The organism is Brucella daejeonensis (assembly GCF_014199265.1).
Lineage (GTDB): Bacteria > Pseudomonadota > Alphaproteobacteria > Rhizobiales > Rhizobiaceae > Brucella > Brucella daejeonensis.
This window is the reverse complement of sequence record NZ_JACIJG010000012.1, coordinates 23,048-38,092: the sequence shown is the minus strand read 5'-3', so window position 1 is coordinate 38,092 and position 15,045 is coordinate 23,048. Positions and strand designations below refer to the sequence as shown.

The following is a 15,045-nucleotide window of genomic DNA, read 5'->3' as shown; positions in this document are numbered from 1 at the left end:
ATCTTCCGGGAAAAACATATTGGACTTCCATCCGCATATGAAAAGCCGCATCGAGGACGTCCACCTGCTGGACGATCTTCGCTATCGCGCGTGGGCGGGAGCCATCGCCGATATATGGTCGGTCCATTGCGGCCCCGGCGCGCGGGGCGAGTATGTTTCGAAAGCGCCGCGCCTGTTCATGGTGCTGGAAAGCAGCGGTGAACTGGCCATACAGCCGCAACGGAATACGCATGGTCCGGTCAGCCAGACCAGAAAACAAAGCCTTTGCTATATCCCTGCGGGAATGCCGATCTGGAGCCGCGTTACCCGCCCCGGCACACTGAAACATCTCGACCTTCACCTGGACCTGAACGTCCTGCAACAACGCTTCGGCGGCGCATTGAACGGCAGCACCATCGACAGGCCGCACCTGTTGTTCGCCAATGCCAGGATCGAGCAACTCGGTTGCCTGCTGGCGGATGAATGCGGTTCGAAAGCCCCCCTGCACGATCTTTATGGGGAGGGGCTGATTATCGCTCTGGCGGCGGAGCTTTTTCAGGTTGGGCCGGAACCGCGCCCGCACAACAGCAAACTGCCTCCGCGCCAGTTACGCCGCGTGACGGATTTCATCGAGGACAATCACGCTCGGGTCATCCGTCTGCGGGAACTTGCAACACTGGTGGGCCTTTCGGAATCCTATTTCTGCAGCGCCTTCAAAGTATCGACCGGCCTTTCGCCCCATGCCTGGCAGATGCGCAGGCGCATAGAACGCGCACAGGCACTTCTCGTGCAGCGAACCGGTTCGCTACCTCATATAGCTGCCGTGACAGGTTTTTCCGATCAGGCGCATTTCACCCGTGTTTTCAAAAGGCTGACCGGCACAACACCCGCCGCCTGGCTGCGACAGCGGACGCAATAGAGCGGCTGCACCGTTTGGGTCCAGCTTTCCACATTGGCCAAAAATCGTTCAATTCACCGAAAAAACGAACAATCCCCGCACAATATCTTGATGTAAACACTCATATTAATCCAGGTGCCCACGCACCCCGTCTCAATGATCGTGCCAGTTGCCTTGTTCTTCAACGAAGACCGGACAACTCCCCAACCGGCACTGTCGGGAAATATCAAGGGGTTAAACCACATGACCGTATCCATCCGGCAAAATCTTCTGATCCTGCTCGTCACCGGAACAGCGCTTACGGTTCTGCCGCTCTCAACGGCTCCGGTCATTGCGCAGGAAAACACGATCAAGCTCGATACGGTCGTCATCCAGACCGGCGACGGGTCAAGGGCGGATGGTGCCGCACCGTTGGAAGGTTTTGCCCCGACTGCGACCGCGACCGGCTCCAAGAGTAGCGTGGCAATCGAAAAAGTCCCGCAATCCGTTTCCGTCATCGGGCGCGCACAGATGGACGCAACGGGCGCGCAAAAACTGGACGAAGCGCTTCGCTATACGTCAGGCGTTTTCACCCAGCCTTTCGGCGTGGATAACGACACGAACTGGATCTACATCCGCGGCTTCGATGCGACAGCCTCCGGCACCTATCTCGACGGCCTCCAGAATTTCAGCTATGGTTTCGGCGGTTTCCTGATCGACTCCTTCGGCATCGAGCGGATCGACGTTCTGAAGGGGGCCTCCTCCGCGCTTTATGGCGGCGGCAATCCGGGCGGCATCGTCAATTATATCAGCAAGCGGCCAACGGGTGAGCGGTTGTGCTATGTCGAAACCGGCATTAACAGCTATGGCAACGGCTATCTGGGTTTCGACATCGGCGACAAGGCAAGCGATACGGTCAATTATCGTATCAATGGCAAGATCCAGGGCGGCGACAATTACACCGATTACGCCCGGGAATTCCGGGGCGTCATCTCGCCCAGCATTGAATACAGACCGGATGAGGCGACGAAGCTCACCATACTCGGCAATTATACCCATCTCGACCTTAATCATGACGGCGGTGGCTTCCTGCCCTATTACGGCACGGTGACGCCCACGGAATTCGGCAGGATTTCAAGGAAGGCCAACTTCACGGAACCCGGTCTCGATTCCTACGACCGGGAACAGGCATCCATCGGCTACGAACTCGAACATCGTTTCGACAACGACTGGACCGTGCGCCAGAACCTGCGTTACGGTCATGCCCATGTGAAGGAGCACAGCCTCTACGCTTACGGCTATGAGGGGTTCCTGGCGCAGCCCTTGCCCGGTAATCCCAATCTTTCCCGGATCAATTTCAGGCACGATACGACGGTCGATACATTCCTTGTCGACAACCAGCTCGAAGGCGCGATCAATGCGGGTGCGATCACGCATAATGTGCTGTTCGGCCTCGAATACAAATTCTTCGACATCGACCAGATGCAGCAGAGCGGCACAGGCACGCCGATCGACGCCTATGACCCGGTCCATGGGACAACGCAGCCCCCGATGGGCGATCCCTACATCGATCAGAATCTCAAGCGCCATCAGGTCGGCGTTTATGCGCAGGACCGCATGGAATTCGGCGATGGCTGGATCGTCACGCTGAACGGTCGCTACGACTATGTTTCCACCGAGGCCACGGGCCTGCCGCGCTATAAGGACCATGTAGGCCGCGCATCCGGCCGCGTCGGCGTGGGTTACGAGTTCGACAATGGCCTGACGCCATATGTAAGCGTCGCCACGTTCTTCAATCCCGTTATCGATGAGCTGGGGCGAACGGTCACGGGCACCGATGTCGCGATCACGCCCGCCAAACCTGAAACCGGTATCCAGTATGAAGCCGGGATAAAATATCGTCCCGATTTCTTCGACGGCCTCATCTCGGCATCCATTTTCGATCTCACCAAGGAAAATGTCCTGACCGGTCCGTTCAACAACGTCTCACAGATCGGGAAGGTCAATTCACGTGGTGTGGAACTGGAACTACAGGCCAATATCGCGCAGGACTGGAAGATCACGGCAGCCATCACGGCCTATGACCTGAAGGTAAAGGAAGATGACGACGCCGCGCTCATCGGCAACCGACCTACCCTTCTTCCCGAACAGCAGGCTTCGATCTTCGTTGAATACAAGGTGCCGGAAGGAGCACTTCAGGGCCTGACCCTTGGCGGAGGTATCCGCTATGTCGGTTCCAGTTATGCCGATGCTGAAAACAAGCTCAAGGTGCCCGCTGTCACATTGGTCGATTTCAAACTCGGCTACGAAAAGGATAATTGGGGCGTCGATCTCAACGTCACCAATCTTTTCGACAAGGATTATGTCGCCGGATGTCAGGACGTCTATGTCTGCGGTTATGGCGAAGGCCGGAAAGCGCTGCTGAAGGTCCATACCAAATGGTAGGAACAATGCCGCGACGGCCCCGTCAGGGTGAGGACTGACGCCTTGCTGACCCGTCGCAGCCTTCTTCGGTTTGCCGGCATGGCCGCGCTCGCTCCCGTTGGGTGGCCCGCCCGCGCGGCTGCAAGGCGTTTTGCCGTCATCGACTGGGCTATGCTGGAAACCGCACTTGCCATTGGCGCAGTTCCCGCCGCCGCCACCGAACTCGTGCAATACCGAAAGCTCGGCCTTGAACCTCATGTGCCCGGTAGCGTCTCCGATCTCGGGCTGCGCGGCGCGCCCAATCTCGAACTCCTGCATATTATTGCCCCGGACCTGATCGTCTCCTCCAATTTCTATGAATATCAGCGTCCATCTTTCGAACGCATCGCACCCGTATTCGCACCACCTGTTCACATGGCGGGCAAGCCGCCTTATGCGCTTCTGGAAGATGCAACCCTGAAACTGGGAGAACAACTCGGGTTGGAAGACAACGCCCGCGCGCTGGTTGTGGCCAGTGCGGTCGAAATTGAAGCAGCTTCACGGCAATTCGCATCGCTGGAGCGGCGCAAGGCTTTTATAATCAGTCTCGGCGATGCCCGGCATCTTCGCGCATTCGGCAAAGACAGCCTGTTCGGCAATGTTCTGGAGCGGGTGGGACTGGAAAATGCCTGGGATGCCGCGACAAGCTATTCGGCCGCAGCACCAGTCGGTCTCGAAGAACTCGCCCGTGCGCCCGACGCCTCCGTCATCGTGATCGGCCCGACCGACCGGGAAACATTGCAGCGCCTGCCGGAGAACGCGCTCTGGAACGCACTCCCCGCCGTCCAGGAAAATCGCATCCATTTTCTGCCGCCGATCGATCATTTCGGCGGCCTGCCGGCAGCAAGGCATTTCCTGCGCCGGCTTCGCGCGATATGGCGAGGAAATTCGCATGAATGATTTGCGCGGCGTTAAATCCATTCCAGGGATTTACCTGCTCTGGGCCTTGCTGGCGTGCCTTGCCGCCGGACTATCCGGCCATGAATTGCTGCAAGCGCTCTCGGCCCCGGATGTGCTCGCTCTCAACAGGATCATCGCCTTCGATGTCATCCTGCCGCGCAGCGCGATGGCACTGATCTGCGGTGCGGGCTTGGGACTTTCGGGTCTGCTGCTGCAACAGGTGCTTCGCAATCCGCTTGCAGAGCCTTCCACGCTCGGCATCGCGGCCGGTGCGCAACTGGCCATGACCGCGGGAATGCTCTATCTGCCCGCGGCAGTCATAATGCGCGAATGGTTGGCGCTTGGCGGTGGTTTTATAGCCGTTGCACTTGTTCTTGCGCTCAATTGGAAGCGTTCGCTCGAACCGGCATCCGTCATCCTCTGCGGCATGATCGTTTCCCTCACCGCGACCGCCGCCAGCACGGCGCTCATTCTGGCCAACGGCGAATATGTCTTTTCGCTGTTCGTCTGGGGCGGCGGATCGCTGGAACAGCAAAGCTGGAAACCCGCACTATCGCTGAGTTCACAGGTCGCCATCGCAGGCGGATTTTCGTTCTTTCTGCTGCGTCCGCTGACCCTGCTTGCGCTGGAGACGGCCAATGCGCGCAATCTCGGCATATCGCTCGCGACCAGTCGTCTGGCCGTTATCGCCATCGCCGTCTGGCTGGCCGCCAGTATCACGGCTGAAGTCGGAATTCTCGGCTTCGTCGGGCTGGTAGCACATGCCCTCGCCCAACTTTCAGGCGCACGGCGTCTGAAATCCCGATTGTTCGCGGCGCCCGCCATCGGCGCCATACTGCTCTGGCTAACGGATGCGCTCATCCATCTCTTCCAGAATTTCACCGGCGACCGCCTGCCCGTAGGAGCTGCCACGGCACTTCTCGGAGGCCCTCTTCTCCTCTGGATGCTGCCTCGCCTTCATATGTTTGAGTGGCCCTCGGACAGACCGGAAACCAATATTTCGCGACAAAACCATCCCGCACTTTTTCTGATGGGCCTTGTGGCACTGATCGGTCTGGCGGTCATACTCGCTCTCAGCCTCAGCAGAGGCCCCGATGGTTGGATGATCGCAAAAGGACCATTATTTGAGGAGCTTCTTTACTGGCGTATGCCGCATCTGTTCCTTGCGGCATTGGCCGGCGCCATGCTTGCGCTTGCCGGCGCCATACTCCAGCGCATGACGGGCAATACGCTCGCAAGCCCGGAAATATTGGGGATCGGCCTTGGCTGCGGCGCGGGACTTGCCGTCGTTCTTCTTTTCTCTGCCGAAACCAGCCTCTACGCCCAATGGGCCGGTGCAACGGTTGGCGCGCTCTTCGCCCTCGCCTTCATTCTCGCCATTGCCGCACGCAGCGGTTTCGGCTCCGAAAAACTCCTGCTGGCGGGTGTCGGCCTTGGTGCAATGGTGAGTTCCATCCTGACCGCGATCATCGCCACCGGTTCACCACAGGCATTTGTCCTTCTCGCATGGCTCAGCGGCACAGGCACGCAAATCGCGCCATTGCAACTCTGGATCGCAGGCGGTGTACTGATCGTCAGCCTTACCGTCCTGTTTCTCCTTTCGCGCTGGCTCGATATTCTCCCGCTCGGAAACGTTGCCATGCGCAGCCTCGGCCTGCCGCTGACCCTGTCCCGTCTCGCGATCGTGCTGATTGCTGCCCTTCTGACCGCCATTGCATCGATGATGATCGGACCGCTCAGCTTCATCGGCCTGATTGCGCCGCATCTGGCCCGGACCTTCGGTTTTCACAGGCCGAAAGGCTTCATCACGGCATCCGTTCTGATCGGCATGATGCTGATGATCCTGGCCGACTGGCTCGCGCGGATGGCGGCATTTCCCTACAATTTGCCGCTCGGCCTTTTCGCCTCGCTCATCGGCGGCATATGCCTCATCGCCGTTCTGTCCCGGCGCTGACCTATACCAGGGATGGGGGGCATCATCGAAGCGGGACCGGAAAATCAGTCCCCTGACTGATTTTCCCGCATAGGCGGTTCCCGCTTTGGGAAGATTTTAGGCCGCCTGAGGTCGACGAAGCCCGGTCAGATGGCGAAGCACGACCGGAGTGAGCAGCAACAGGCCTATAACGGACGAGTAGATTTCCGGCGCCACCAGAAGCACTGCCGCCAGGATGAGAAGCACATTCTCCCATATCTTCGTCCTGATCAGGAAGAAGCCGGACAACGCCGCTCCCAGCGCTGCAATGCCGATGGTGCAGCCGAGAAACGCAATAAAGAAATCCGGCCAGTTGAAGTTCGATGTGACCAACAACAGTGACGGCGAGAAGACGAACACGAATGGCACCAGAACCTTACCCATGCCGAGACGGAATGCGGTGTTGCCCGTCCTGAACGGGTCGGCCCCGGCCATTCCGGCCGCGGCATAAGCCGCCAGCGCGACTGGCGGCGTAATATCCGCAAGGACCCCGTAATAGAACACGAAGAAATGCGCCACGATCGGCTCGACACCAAGCAGGCCAAGCGCGGGGGCGGCAATGGTCGCCATGATGATATAATTGGCAGTCGTCGGGATGCCGCAGCCCATCAGGATGCACACAATGCCCGTCATGATGAGTGTGAAGAGCAATGTAAGCGCCTGCGGCGCAAACCAGCTTACGGGCAAAACCGTGCCGAAGAAGGCGGCGAGCTGTGCCGCGGTGGACGTGACGATATAGGAAATCTTGAAGCCCACGCCCGTCAGCGTAACCACGCCGACAATGATGCCGACCGTTGCGGCGGCGGCGCCAACGGCCAATGCATATTTCGCACCGTCACGCAGACCGTCAAGGACTTCACCGATGGTCATGCGCTTACGCGGATTGAGAAGACCGACGGCGATGCAGAGCGTGATGCCCCAGAAAGCGGCCAGATAAGGTGTGTAACCCGAAAGCAGCACGGCAATCAGCACGACCAGCGGAATGACCGTCGGCCAGTCGCGCTTGAATGCTTCCTTGAGATCGGGAAGCTCTTCCTTGGTCATGCCGCGCAGGCCGTTGCGCTTGGCCTCGAAATGCACCTGCGTCAACACGCCGAAGAAATGCATGAAGGCCGGTACGATGGCCGCGAGAATGATCGTCGTATAGGGAAGGTTGAGAAACTCGATCATCAGGAATGCGGCAGCGCCCATAATGGGCGGCGTGATCTGCCCTCCGGTCGAGGATGCCGATTCCACGGCCGCAGCGAAATGGCGCTTGTAACCCAGACGGATCATTGCCGGGATGGTCAGCGAGCCGACCGTCACCGTATTGGCGACGGAAGAGCCGGAAATCATGCCAAACAGGGCCGAGCCGAAGATCGACACCTTGGCCGGGCCGCCGGCGAAGCGTCCGGCAACCCAGGCCGCACAGTCGAGAAAGAGCTGGCCGAGGCCAATACGCGTAGCAAAAACACCGAACAGCACGAAGTGGAACACGTAAGTGGCGACCACACCGAGCGCGATGCCGTAAATGCCCTGCGTGGTGAGGTAAAGATGGTTCACAAGCTGGCTGAAGGTTGCTCCCGGATGGACCAGAATGCCCGGCATGGAAGGGCCGTAGAGCGCATAAAGCATGAACAGGATGGAGATGATCGGCAGCGGCCAGCCGACCGAACGACGCGTGGCTTCCAGCAGAACAAGAATGAGAAGACCGCCGAGCACGACATCGGTCGTCGTGGGATTGCCGACACGGAAAGCGAGATCGTCGAGCGGGATCAGCGGAACATGCACGACCGCCACGACCGCAATGATCGCCAGCGCCCAGTCGATGATCGATATCCCCAGCGGCCGCAGCAGCGATGACGTTGCAGGCTTGTCATAGCCTTTGCGGGAAAAGGGAAAGACCAGAAAGACCAGTCCCAGCACGAAGGACAGGTGAACGCCGCGATGCACCATTTCCGGCAGAAGGCCGAAACCTGCCGTATAATAATGGAAGATCGACAGAATTATGAGCAAGGCCCCGACAATGCGGGCAGCCAGAGGCGCCAGCGGGCGAAAGCGGATTTCAGAGTCGAATTTTTCTTCAAGCTCTCTTGCCTTGGATTCATCTAGCTCCATCGGCGAAAGCTTTGCGTTTTCTTCTTGAGTCATACGGCCCAACTCCACTTTGCCGGTCGTGCATTTTCAACAGGCTGGATCAGGAAACGGAAACGCGGCAGCTCGAACAACGAGCCGCCGCAATGTCACCATTCAGTTCAAAATAAGATCGTCCGGATACCGAAACGGTCTTCAAAAGACTATTTCAGCACACCCGCTTCCTTGTAGAAGCGTTCCGCGCCGGGATGCAGCGGGATGCCGAGACTGGTCGTCGCCGTATCGAGCTTGATGAGCTTGCCCTTTGCGTGACCGGCATCGAGTGCCTTGCGCGTATCGTCGTTCCAGAGAACCTTCGTGATGTTGTAGACCAGATCATCCGGCTGCTTGGCGCTCGTGACCCACTGCGCGGCAACGGCAAGAGTCGGTGTCTCGCCGACGTCCCTGTAGGTATCGGCAGGAACCAGGTCCTTCGAGAAGAAGGAATATTTCTCCAGAATCTGGTCGGCTTCCGGCCCGGAGATCGGAACAAGCGAAATGCCGTTAGAGGTAGCCAGTTCCGAAATCGCACCCGTCGGATAACCGCCAACGAAGAAATAGGCATCAAGCGCGCCGTCCTTCAGGCGCTCGCCCGCCGGTCCCGGCTTCAGGTGTTCGGCCTTGATGTCGTCCTCGGTCAGCCCATAGGCTTCCAGAACGATACGCGCATCGACGATGGTGCCCGAACCCGGCTCGTCCAGCGAAACGCGCTTGCCCTTGAGATCGGCTACCGATTTGATGTTTGCGTCTTTCCGCGCCACGATATGGATCGTTTCGGGATAAAGCGTGGCGAGAAGGCGAAGGTCTTCCACCTTGCCCTTGCCGTCATAGAGGCCAGTGCCGCTATAAGCCCAATAGGCGACGTCGGACTGTGTGAAGCCGGATTCCAGAGAGCCCGACTGGATTGCGTTGATATTCGCGACCGAACCGTTCGAAGAAACAGCCGTCGCCACGAGGCCCGGTACACCCTTTTCGCCGGCACCGGAAATCGCATTCGCGATCAGTCCGCCAATCGGATAATAGGTCCCAGCCGTACCGCCGGTACCAATGCGGAAAAATGCCGGAGCCTGTGCGACAGCGAAGCTCGCTCCCAAAGCCACGGCACCCGCGACGGCCGCGACAGCCAAGCGGCGGATTTTGCTTCCAAATTTCATAACGCCGATCCCTCGTCCCACGTGGATTATGTTGAGATTGTGTCGGGAACCATGAAAAGGTTGAGGCCGATTGTCAACCGCTGCTTTTTGGATATCCGGCGATTTCGCAGAAGATGGGAACACTTGCTGACCGTTTATCGTGAGATTGCCAGCATCCCGGCAACGCGTGAAAACAGGAAGGCGACGATGAAAATTGCGGTCATCAAAAGGACGATGGTCGGTGCGGGGGCGCTATCGATGAAGAAACTCACATAGACGCCGAAGAAGGAAGCGAGAGCGGCAATTACCACCGACAGAACCAGCATCGGACCGAATGCCCGCGTCAGCAGGAAAGCGATGGCTCCAGGGGCAATCAGCATGGCGACTGCGAGGACGACGCCGACCGCTTTCAGCGCGCCGACAATCGTCAGCGATATGATGGCGAGCAGACCATAATGCAGGAGGCGGACCGGCAGGCCGACGACCTTTGCCTGTACCGCGTCGAACGCATGAAGCAGAAGATCGCGCCATTTGAGCGCGATGATTCCCGATGTAACGACGGCGATTATTCCGGTTTCGAGAATGTCCCTCACACTGACGCCAAGCATGTCACCGAACAGGATATGGTCGAGATGCACTTCTGACTGGATCTTGGTATAGAGTACAATGCCGAGGCCGAACATGCCGGAAAAGACCACACCCATAACCGTATCCTGCTTGATGCGGCTGTTTTCCTTCAGGAATCCCGTCGCAAGCGCAGAGATCATGCTGGCTATGAAAGCACCGATCGCGAACGGTATTCCGATGATGTAGGAAATCACCACGCCAGGGAAAACCGCGTGCGAGATCGCATCGCCCATCAGCGACCACCCCTTGAGCACGAGGAAGCAGGAGAGTAGCGCCGCAGGAACCGCGACCAGAACGGAGATCAAAAGCGCGTGGCGCATGAACCCGAACTGGAAAGGCAGGAGAAGCGTGTCCAGAAGACTCATCGGACGCCCTCCAGCGCTTGGGCAGCGCGTCTGCGGGCTGCCAGCATACCGTGTTTCGGCGCAAGGAAGAATGCCATGAGGAAGATGAGCGTCTGTAGCACAACGATGATACCGCCCGTCGCCCCGTCCAGAAAATAGCTGAAATAGGCTCCCGCGAAACTGGTTGCCGTGCCGATGACGACGCTGATTATCAGGAGACGGGGAAAACGGTCGGTCAGGAGATAGGCCGTTGCCCCCGGCGTGACCACCATGGCGATAACCAGAAACGCTCCGACTGTCTGCAGCGCCGCCACTGTGCAGGCGGCAAGGAGCGTGAAGAAGACGACTTTCAGAAAGGTCGGATTGAGACCAATGGAACGCGCATGGTTTTCATCGAAAAACGTCACCATCAGGTCTTTCCATTTGACGAGGAGTATGGTGAGCGACACGAAGCCGATAATGGCGAGTTGCAGCGTATCCTCCGGCGTGATGGCCAGAATATTGCCGAGCACGATGGTCTGAATATTGACCGAGGTCGGCGATAGCGACACCATGAACAGCCCCAGCCCGAAGAAGGCGGTAAAGATCAGGCCAATCACCGCATCTTCCTTCAGGCGCGTGCGTTGGTTCAAAAACAGCATGGCTGCGGCGGCAAGCCCGCCGGAGAAGAAGGCGCCGATCGAGAAAGGCAGGCCTAGCATATAAGCGCCAGCCACGCCCGGCACGATGGAGTGGGAGAGCGCATCGCCTATCAGCGACCAGCCCTTGAGCATGAGATAAACCGACAGAAAGGCGCAGACCCCGCCGACCAGTGCGCTGACCCACATGGCATTGACCATATAGCCATAGGTAAAAGGTTCCAGGAGAAGAGCCGTCATCGCCGCCTCTTCCGCCCATCCTCGGGCAGCACGAGCGGTCGCTCGTCGTCGCTGATGATATCGATCCCGTCGCTGCGGCCCAGAACGACATGACGAAGCACGCCGCCGAAAGTTTTTTCCAGATTCTCCTGCGTGAAGACCTGCGCTGTCGGCCCGTACGCAAGAACGGTGCGATTGATGAGGATCGTGCGGTCACAGAATTCCGGTACGCTGCCGAGGTTATGCGTTGAAACCAGCATCACCCGCCCCTCGTCCCGCAAGGATCGCAACAGCTCGATGATAGCGTCTTCCGTCTTGACATCGACGCCCGTGAAAGGCTCGTCGAGCAGGATGACCTGTCCGTCCTGCGCCAGCGCCCTGGCAAGAAAAACGCGCTTCTTCTGGCCTCCAGACAGTTCGCCGATCTGCCGCTTGCGGAAATCGCCCATGCCGACCCGCTCCAGCGCGGAAGCCACGGCCTCATGGTCGCGCATCTTCGGGATTCGCAGCATGTTCATATGACCATAGCGCCCCATCATCACCACATCCTCGACCAGAACGGGGAAATTCCAGTCGACATCCTCGTTCTGCGGCACATAGGCCACCACATTCTTTTTGAGCGCCTGACCGGTCGGCTCACCGAGGATGGAAATCGTGCCTTTCGAAGGCCTTACGAAACCCATGATCGCCTTGAACAACGTCGATTTTCCACTGCCATTGACGCCTACCAGGGCGCTGATGGTACCGGTCGGTATCTCGAAACTCGCATCGTGGAGAGCGGTATGGCCGTTGCGATAAGTGACGGTGACATCATACACGGCAAGCCCAGCCCCGGCTTGACCGGAAAGATTGAGCGACGGGGTAAAGGACAGGGGCGCATTCATTCCGCAAATCCCTTGGCAATCCGGTCCGAAGTCACGCGCAAGAGGTCGATATAGGTTGGCACCGGTCCGTCGGGATCGCTGAGCGAATCCACATAGAGCACGCCTCCATATTTCGCACCCGTTTCGCGGGCCACCTGCTGGGCGGGCTTGGGCGACACCGTGCTTTCGCTGAAAATGACGGATATCTCGTTGGCCTTCATCGCATCGATCACCCGGCGCACCTGCTGCGGGGTGCCCTGCTGGTCAGCATTGATCGGCCAGAGATAAAGTTCCTTGAGGTCGAAATCGCGAGCAAGATAACTGAATGCGCCTTCGCTCGTCACCAGCCAGCGACGATTTTCAGGCACGGCCGTAAGCTTCGCTTCAATCGGGCCGATGGCATCCATGATCTTCTTCTTATAGGCCTCGGCATTCGCCGCATAGATCGAGGCGTTGGCGGGGTCGTGTTCGGCCAGCGCTTTGCGAATATTATCGACATAGATCAGCGCATTTTTGGGTGACATCCATGCGTGCGGATTAGGTTTGCCCGTGTACGGCCCTTCAGCAACGCTCATCGGTGCGATGCCTTCCGTAACCACGACGCCCGGAACGTCGTCCAGATTCTGGAAAAAACGTTCGTACCAGCGCTCGAGATTCAACCCGTTCCACAAGATCAGTTGAGCATCCTGTGCCTTGAGAATATCGCCCGGCGTGGGCTGATAATCGTGAATTTCCGCGCCCGGCTTCGTGATCGATTCCACGATCGCAGCATCGCCCGCCACATTTTTCGCCATGTCGGCGATAATAGTGAAAGTCGTCACCACCTTGAATTTTGCTGGCGCCTTGCCGTCATCCGCCTGCGCTGCGCAGGCCATCAGGCCGACAAACGCCATGGCAGCAAGCCCGGCGCGTACGCTATGTCCGATACGATTCAACATATCCCGTATTCATCCCTTTCAGCATTCACGCCACCACAACAATGCAATTGCAAATCATTCGCAATTAATTCGTGACATATCACGCCGAAATTTGCAACTGGGAATGATTTGCAAAATTCTGGTAATAACAAAGCCCGATGAGTGAAACTCACCGGGCTTTGTTTAGGGCTATTGGGAATTGAGCATTTTCAAGACGTGGATAGCATTAACGCCTTGAATTAATAGCCCAGCGCAGCCCCGGCAACGGCTCGACTGTCGATAGCGCCGTAATAATGGTTGTCGCCACCCTTTTCGATGGCCGCCATGTCCTTGCCGCCGACGAGAATGCCTGCCGCCTCGCCCCAGACCGGCCAGTCCTTGTCCTCGCCAACCTTATAGCCCATGCCGGTCAGCAGTCTGACCGTATCGGGCGACAATGCGTTGGCTTCCATATAGACCCGGTCGGGCAGCCACTGATGATGGATGCGCGGAGCGTCGATCGCCTCCTGAATATCCATGCCATGATCGATGACGTTCATGATCGCCTGAAGCGTGATCGTGATGATACGCGAACCGCCGGGGCTTCCGATGACCATGAACGGCTTCCCGTCCTTCGACACGATGGTCGGACTCATGGAGGAAAGCGGTGACTTGCGCGGCTCGATGGCGTTGGCTTCGCCCTGTATCAGACCGTAAAGATTGGCAACACCCGGCTTGGCGGTAAAATCGTCCATCTCGTTGTTGAGAAGAATACCGGTTCCCTCCGCAACCTTGGCCGTGCCGAATGATCCGTTCAGCGTATAAGTTACCGCAACCGCATTACCGTCCTTATCGATGATGGAGTAATGGGTGGTTTCCTTGGATTCGGTGAATTCTGCCGGCTTGAGCGCTTCACTGACACCTGCGCGATAAGGGTCGATGCGACCGCGAATTTCTTCCGCATAGGCTTTGCTGGTGAGTTTTTCCACCGGATTTTTGACGAAATCCGGATCACCCAGCGCGGTATTGCGGTCCACATAAGCATAGCGCATCGCCTCGACCATCAGGCGCGTCGTCTCCGCGGAACCATAACCCAGATAGGAAACCGGGTAGCCTTCTAGCACGTTGAGAATCTCGCAGATTATCAAGCCGCCTGACGAGGGCGGCGGCGACGAAACGATGTCATAGCCGCGATAGCTGCATTTGACCGGCTCCAATTCGCGTACCTTGTACTGCTCGAAGTCCGCCTTGGCGAGAATACCGCCGTTTTCCGTGCTCGACTTGACGATCAGATCGGCGATTTCGCCGTCATAAAAGGCGGGAGCCCCCTTCTCGGAAATGAAGGCGAGCGACTTTGCCAGATCCGGTTGGACAAGCTTGTCGCCCAGTGCCAACGGTTTTCCATCTTTCAGGAAAATTTTTGCCGCCGCCGGGTCTTTCGCAAGTCTTTCATTGCCATCGGCAAAGGAAAGAATGTCACCCAATTCAAGCGTAAAGCCCTCCTTGGCGAGTTTCAGCGCCGGCTCGATCAGTTCCTCGCGCTTGCGAGTCCCATATTTCTCGCGCGCCTCCTCGAAACCGGCCACGGAACCCGGCACGCCGATGGCAAGATAAGTATCCGTACTCGCTCCCTTGACAGGGTTGCCGCCCTTATCCAGATACATCGTCTTGGTGGCAGCGAGCGGCGCGCGCTCGCGAAAGTCAAGGAAAGTGGTCTTGCCGTCCTTGAAGCGGATGGTCATGAAACCGCCGCCGCCAAGATTACCGGCTGTTGGATATACCACGGCCAGCGCATAACCAACCGCAACAGCCGCATCGACAGCATTGCCGCCACTCTTGAGCACATCGATCCCGACCTGTGAGGCCAGATGCTGTGCCGTAACCACCATGCCGTTCTCACCCTCGGCAGGTGCTGGCGAAGCAGCAAACGCCGAAGGCAGATTTATGGCAGTGGTAATCAGAACGGCAAGAGAAAGTGATTTCAGTCTGAAATGCTGCATGTCTCCCTCCAGTGATCTCCCC

The 15,045-nt window shown here is 58.1% G+C and carries 11 protein-coding genes; 4 read left to right on the top strand and 7 right to left on the bottom strand.

What is annotated here, in order from left to right:
* Nucleotides 1–19: 19 nt before the first annotated feature.
* From FHS76_RS15405 to fhuB, 4 genes are all read left to right on the top strand, one after another.
* On the top strand, nucleotides 20–898 hold the full coding sequence (locus tag FHS76_RS15405; protein ID WP_183654529.1) for a helix-turn-helix transcriptional regulator: 879 nt from the start codon (nucleotides 20–22) through the stop codon (nucleotides 896–898).
* A 222-nt stretch (nucleotides 899–1,120) separates the two neighbouring features.
* Nucleotides 1,121–3,301 (top strand): TonB-dependent siderophore receptor, encoded by a 2,181-nt coding sequence (locus FHS76_RS15400; RefSeq protein WP_183654528.1) that lies wholly within the window; start codon nucleotides 1,121–1,123, stop codon nucleotides 3,299–3,301.
* Between the two features lie 42 nt (nucleotides 3,302–3,343).
* The gene (locus tag FHS76_RS15395; protein WP_235992691.1) at nucleotides 3,344–4,219 is read left to right on the top strand and encodes an ABC transporter substrate-binding protein; all 876 of its coding nucleotides are present in this window, start codon (nucleotides 3,344–3,346) and stop codon (nucleotides 4,217–4,219) included.
* Nucleotides 4,212–6,173: a Fe(3+)-hydroxamate ABC transporter permease FhuB gene (gene fhuB, locus FHS76_RS15390; protein ID WP_183654526.1), complete on the top strand. Its 1,962-nt coding sequence runs from the start codon at nucleotides 4,212–4,214 to the stop codon at nucleotides 6,171–6,173. Before FHS76_RS15395 ends, fhuB begins: the two co-directional genes overlap by 8 nt.
* Before the next feature lie 96 nt (nucleotides 6,174–6,269).
* On the opposite strand, the gene FHS76_RS15385 is transcribed toward fhuB, so the two are convergent.
* From FHS76_RS15385 to ggt, 7 genes are all read right to left on the bottom strand, one after another.
* Nucleotides 6,270–8,321 (bottom strand): TRAP transporter permease, encoded by a 2,052-nt coding sequence (locus FHS76_RS15385; RefSeq protein WP_183654524.1) that lies wholly within the window; start codon nucleotides 8,319–8,321, stop codon nucleotides 6,270–6,272.
* Nucleotides 8,322–8,467: 146 nt separating this feature from the next.
* Complete coding sequence (locus FHS76_RS15380) at nucleotides 8,468–9,457, bottom strand: TAXI family TRAP transporter solute-binding subunit (protein ID WP_183654522.1); 990 nt, start codon at nucleotides 9,455–9,457, stop codon at nucleotides 8,468–8,470.
* Between the two features lie 134 nt (nucleotides 9,458–9,591).
* Complete coding sequence (locus tag FHS76_RS15375) at nucleotides 9,592–10,428, bottom strand: metal ABC transporter permease (RefSeq protein WP_183654520.1); 837 nt, start codon at nucleotides 10,426–10,428, stop codon at nucleotides 9,592–9,594.
* Entirely contained in the window at nucleotides 10,425–11,285 is an 861-nt protein-coding gene (locus FHS76_RS15370; RefSeq protein WP_183654517.1) for a metal ABC transporter permease, read from the bottom strand. Before FHS76_RS15370 ends, FHS76_RS15375 begins: the two co-directional genes overlap by 4 nt.
* Nucleotides 11,282–12,148: a manganese/iron ABC transporter ATP-binding protein gene (locus tag FHS76_RS15365; protein WP_183654515.1), complete on the bottom strand. Its 867-nt coding sequence runs from the start codon at nucleotides 12,146–12,148 to the stop codon at nucleotides 11,282–11,284. The genes FHS76_RS15370 and FHS76_RS15365 overlap by 4 nt, the downstream gene beginning before the upstream one ends.
* Nucleotides 12,145–13,065 carry a metal ABC transporter substrate-binding protein gene (locus FHS76_RS15360; protein ID WP_183654512.1) on the bottom strand — a complete coding sequence of 307 codons (921 nt, stop codon included), beginning with the start codon at nucleotides 13,063–13,065 and terminating at the stop codon, nucleotides 12,145–12,147. The genes FHS76_RS15365 and FHS76_RS15360 overlap by 4 nt, the downstream gene beginning before the upstream one ends.
* Nucleotides 13,066–13,283: 218 nt before the next feature.
* Nucleotides 13,284–15,023, bottom strand: coding sequence for a gamma-glutamyltransferase (gene ggt, locus FHS76_RS15355; protein ID WP_183654509.1), 1,740 nt, complete (start codon nucleotides 15,021–15,023; stop codon nucleotides 13,284–13,286).
* Between the last annotated feature and the right edge of the window lie 22 nt (nucleotides 15,024–15,045).

What these genes read in the sequence shown, in the direction of transcription:
- FHS76_RS15400 (WP_183654528.1), top strand. Translation starts at nt 1,121, where the DNA reads ATGACCGTATCCATCCGGCAAAATCTTCTGATCCTGCTCGTCACCGGA.
- fhuB (WP_183654526.1), top strand. Translation starts at nt 4,212, where the DNA reads ATGAATGATTTGCGCGGCGTTAAATCCATTCCAGGGATTTACCTGCTC.
- FHS76_RS15385 (WP_183654524.1), bottom strand. Translation starts at nt 8,321, where the DNA reads ATGACTCAAGAAGAAAACGCAAAGCTTTCGCCGATGGAGCTAGATGAA.
- FHS76_RS15380 (WP_183654522.1), bottom strand. Translation starts at nt 9,457, where the DNA reads ATGAAATTTGGAAGCAAAATCCGCCGCTTGGCTGTCGCGGCCGTCGCG.
- FHS76_RS15375 (WP_183654520.1), bottom strand. Translation starts at nt 10,428, where the DNA reads ATGAGTCTTCTGGACACGCTTCTCCTGCCTTTCCAGTTCGGGTTCATG.
- FHS76_RS15370 (WP_183654517.1), bottom strand. Translation starts at nt 11,285, where the DNA reads ATGACGGCTCTTCTCCTGGAACCTTTTACCTATGGCTATATGGTCAAT.
- FHS76_RS15365 (WP_183654515.1), bottom strand. Translation starts at nt 12,148, where the DNA reads ATGAATGCGCCCCTGTCCTTTACCCCGTCGCTCAATCTTTCCGGTCAA.
- FHS76_RS15360 (WP_183654512.1), bottom strand. Translation starts at nt 13,065, where the DNA reads ATGTTGAATCGTATCGGACATAGCGTACGCGCCGGGCTTGCTGCCATG.
- ggt (WP_183654509.1), bottom strand. Translation starts at nt 15,023, where the DNA reads ATGCAGCATTTCAGACTGAAATCACTTTCTCTTGCCGTTCTGATTACC.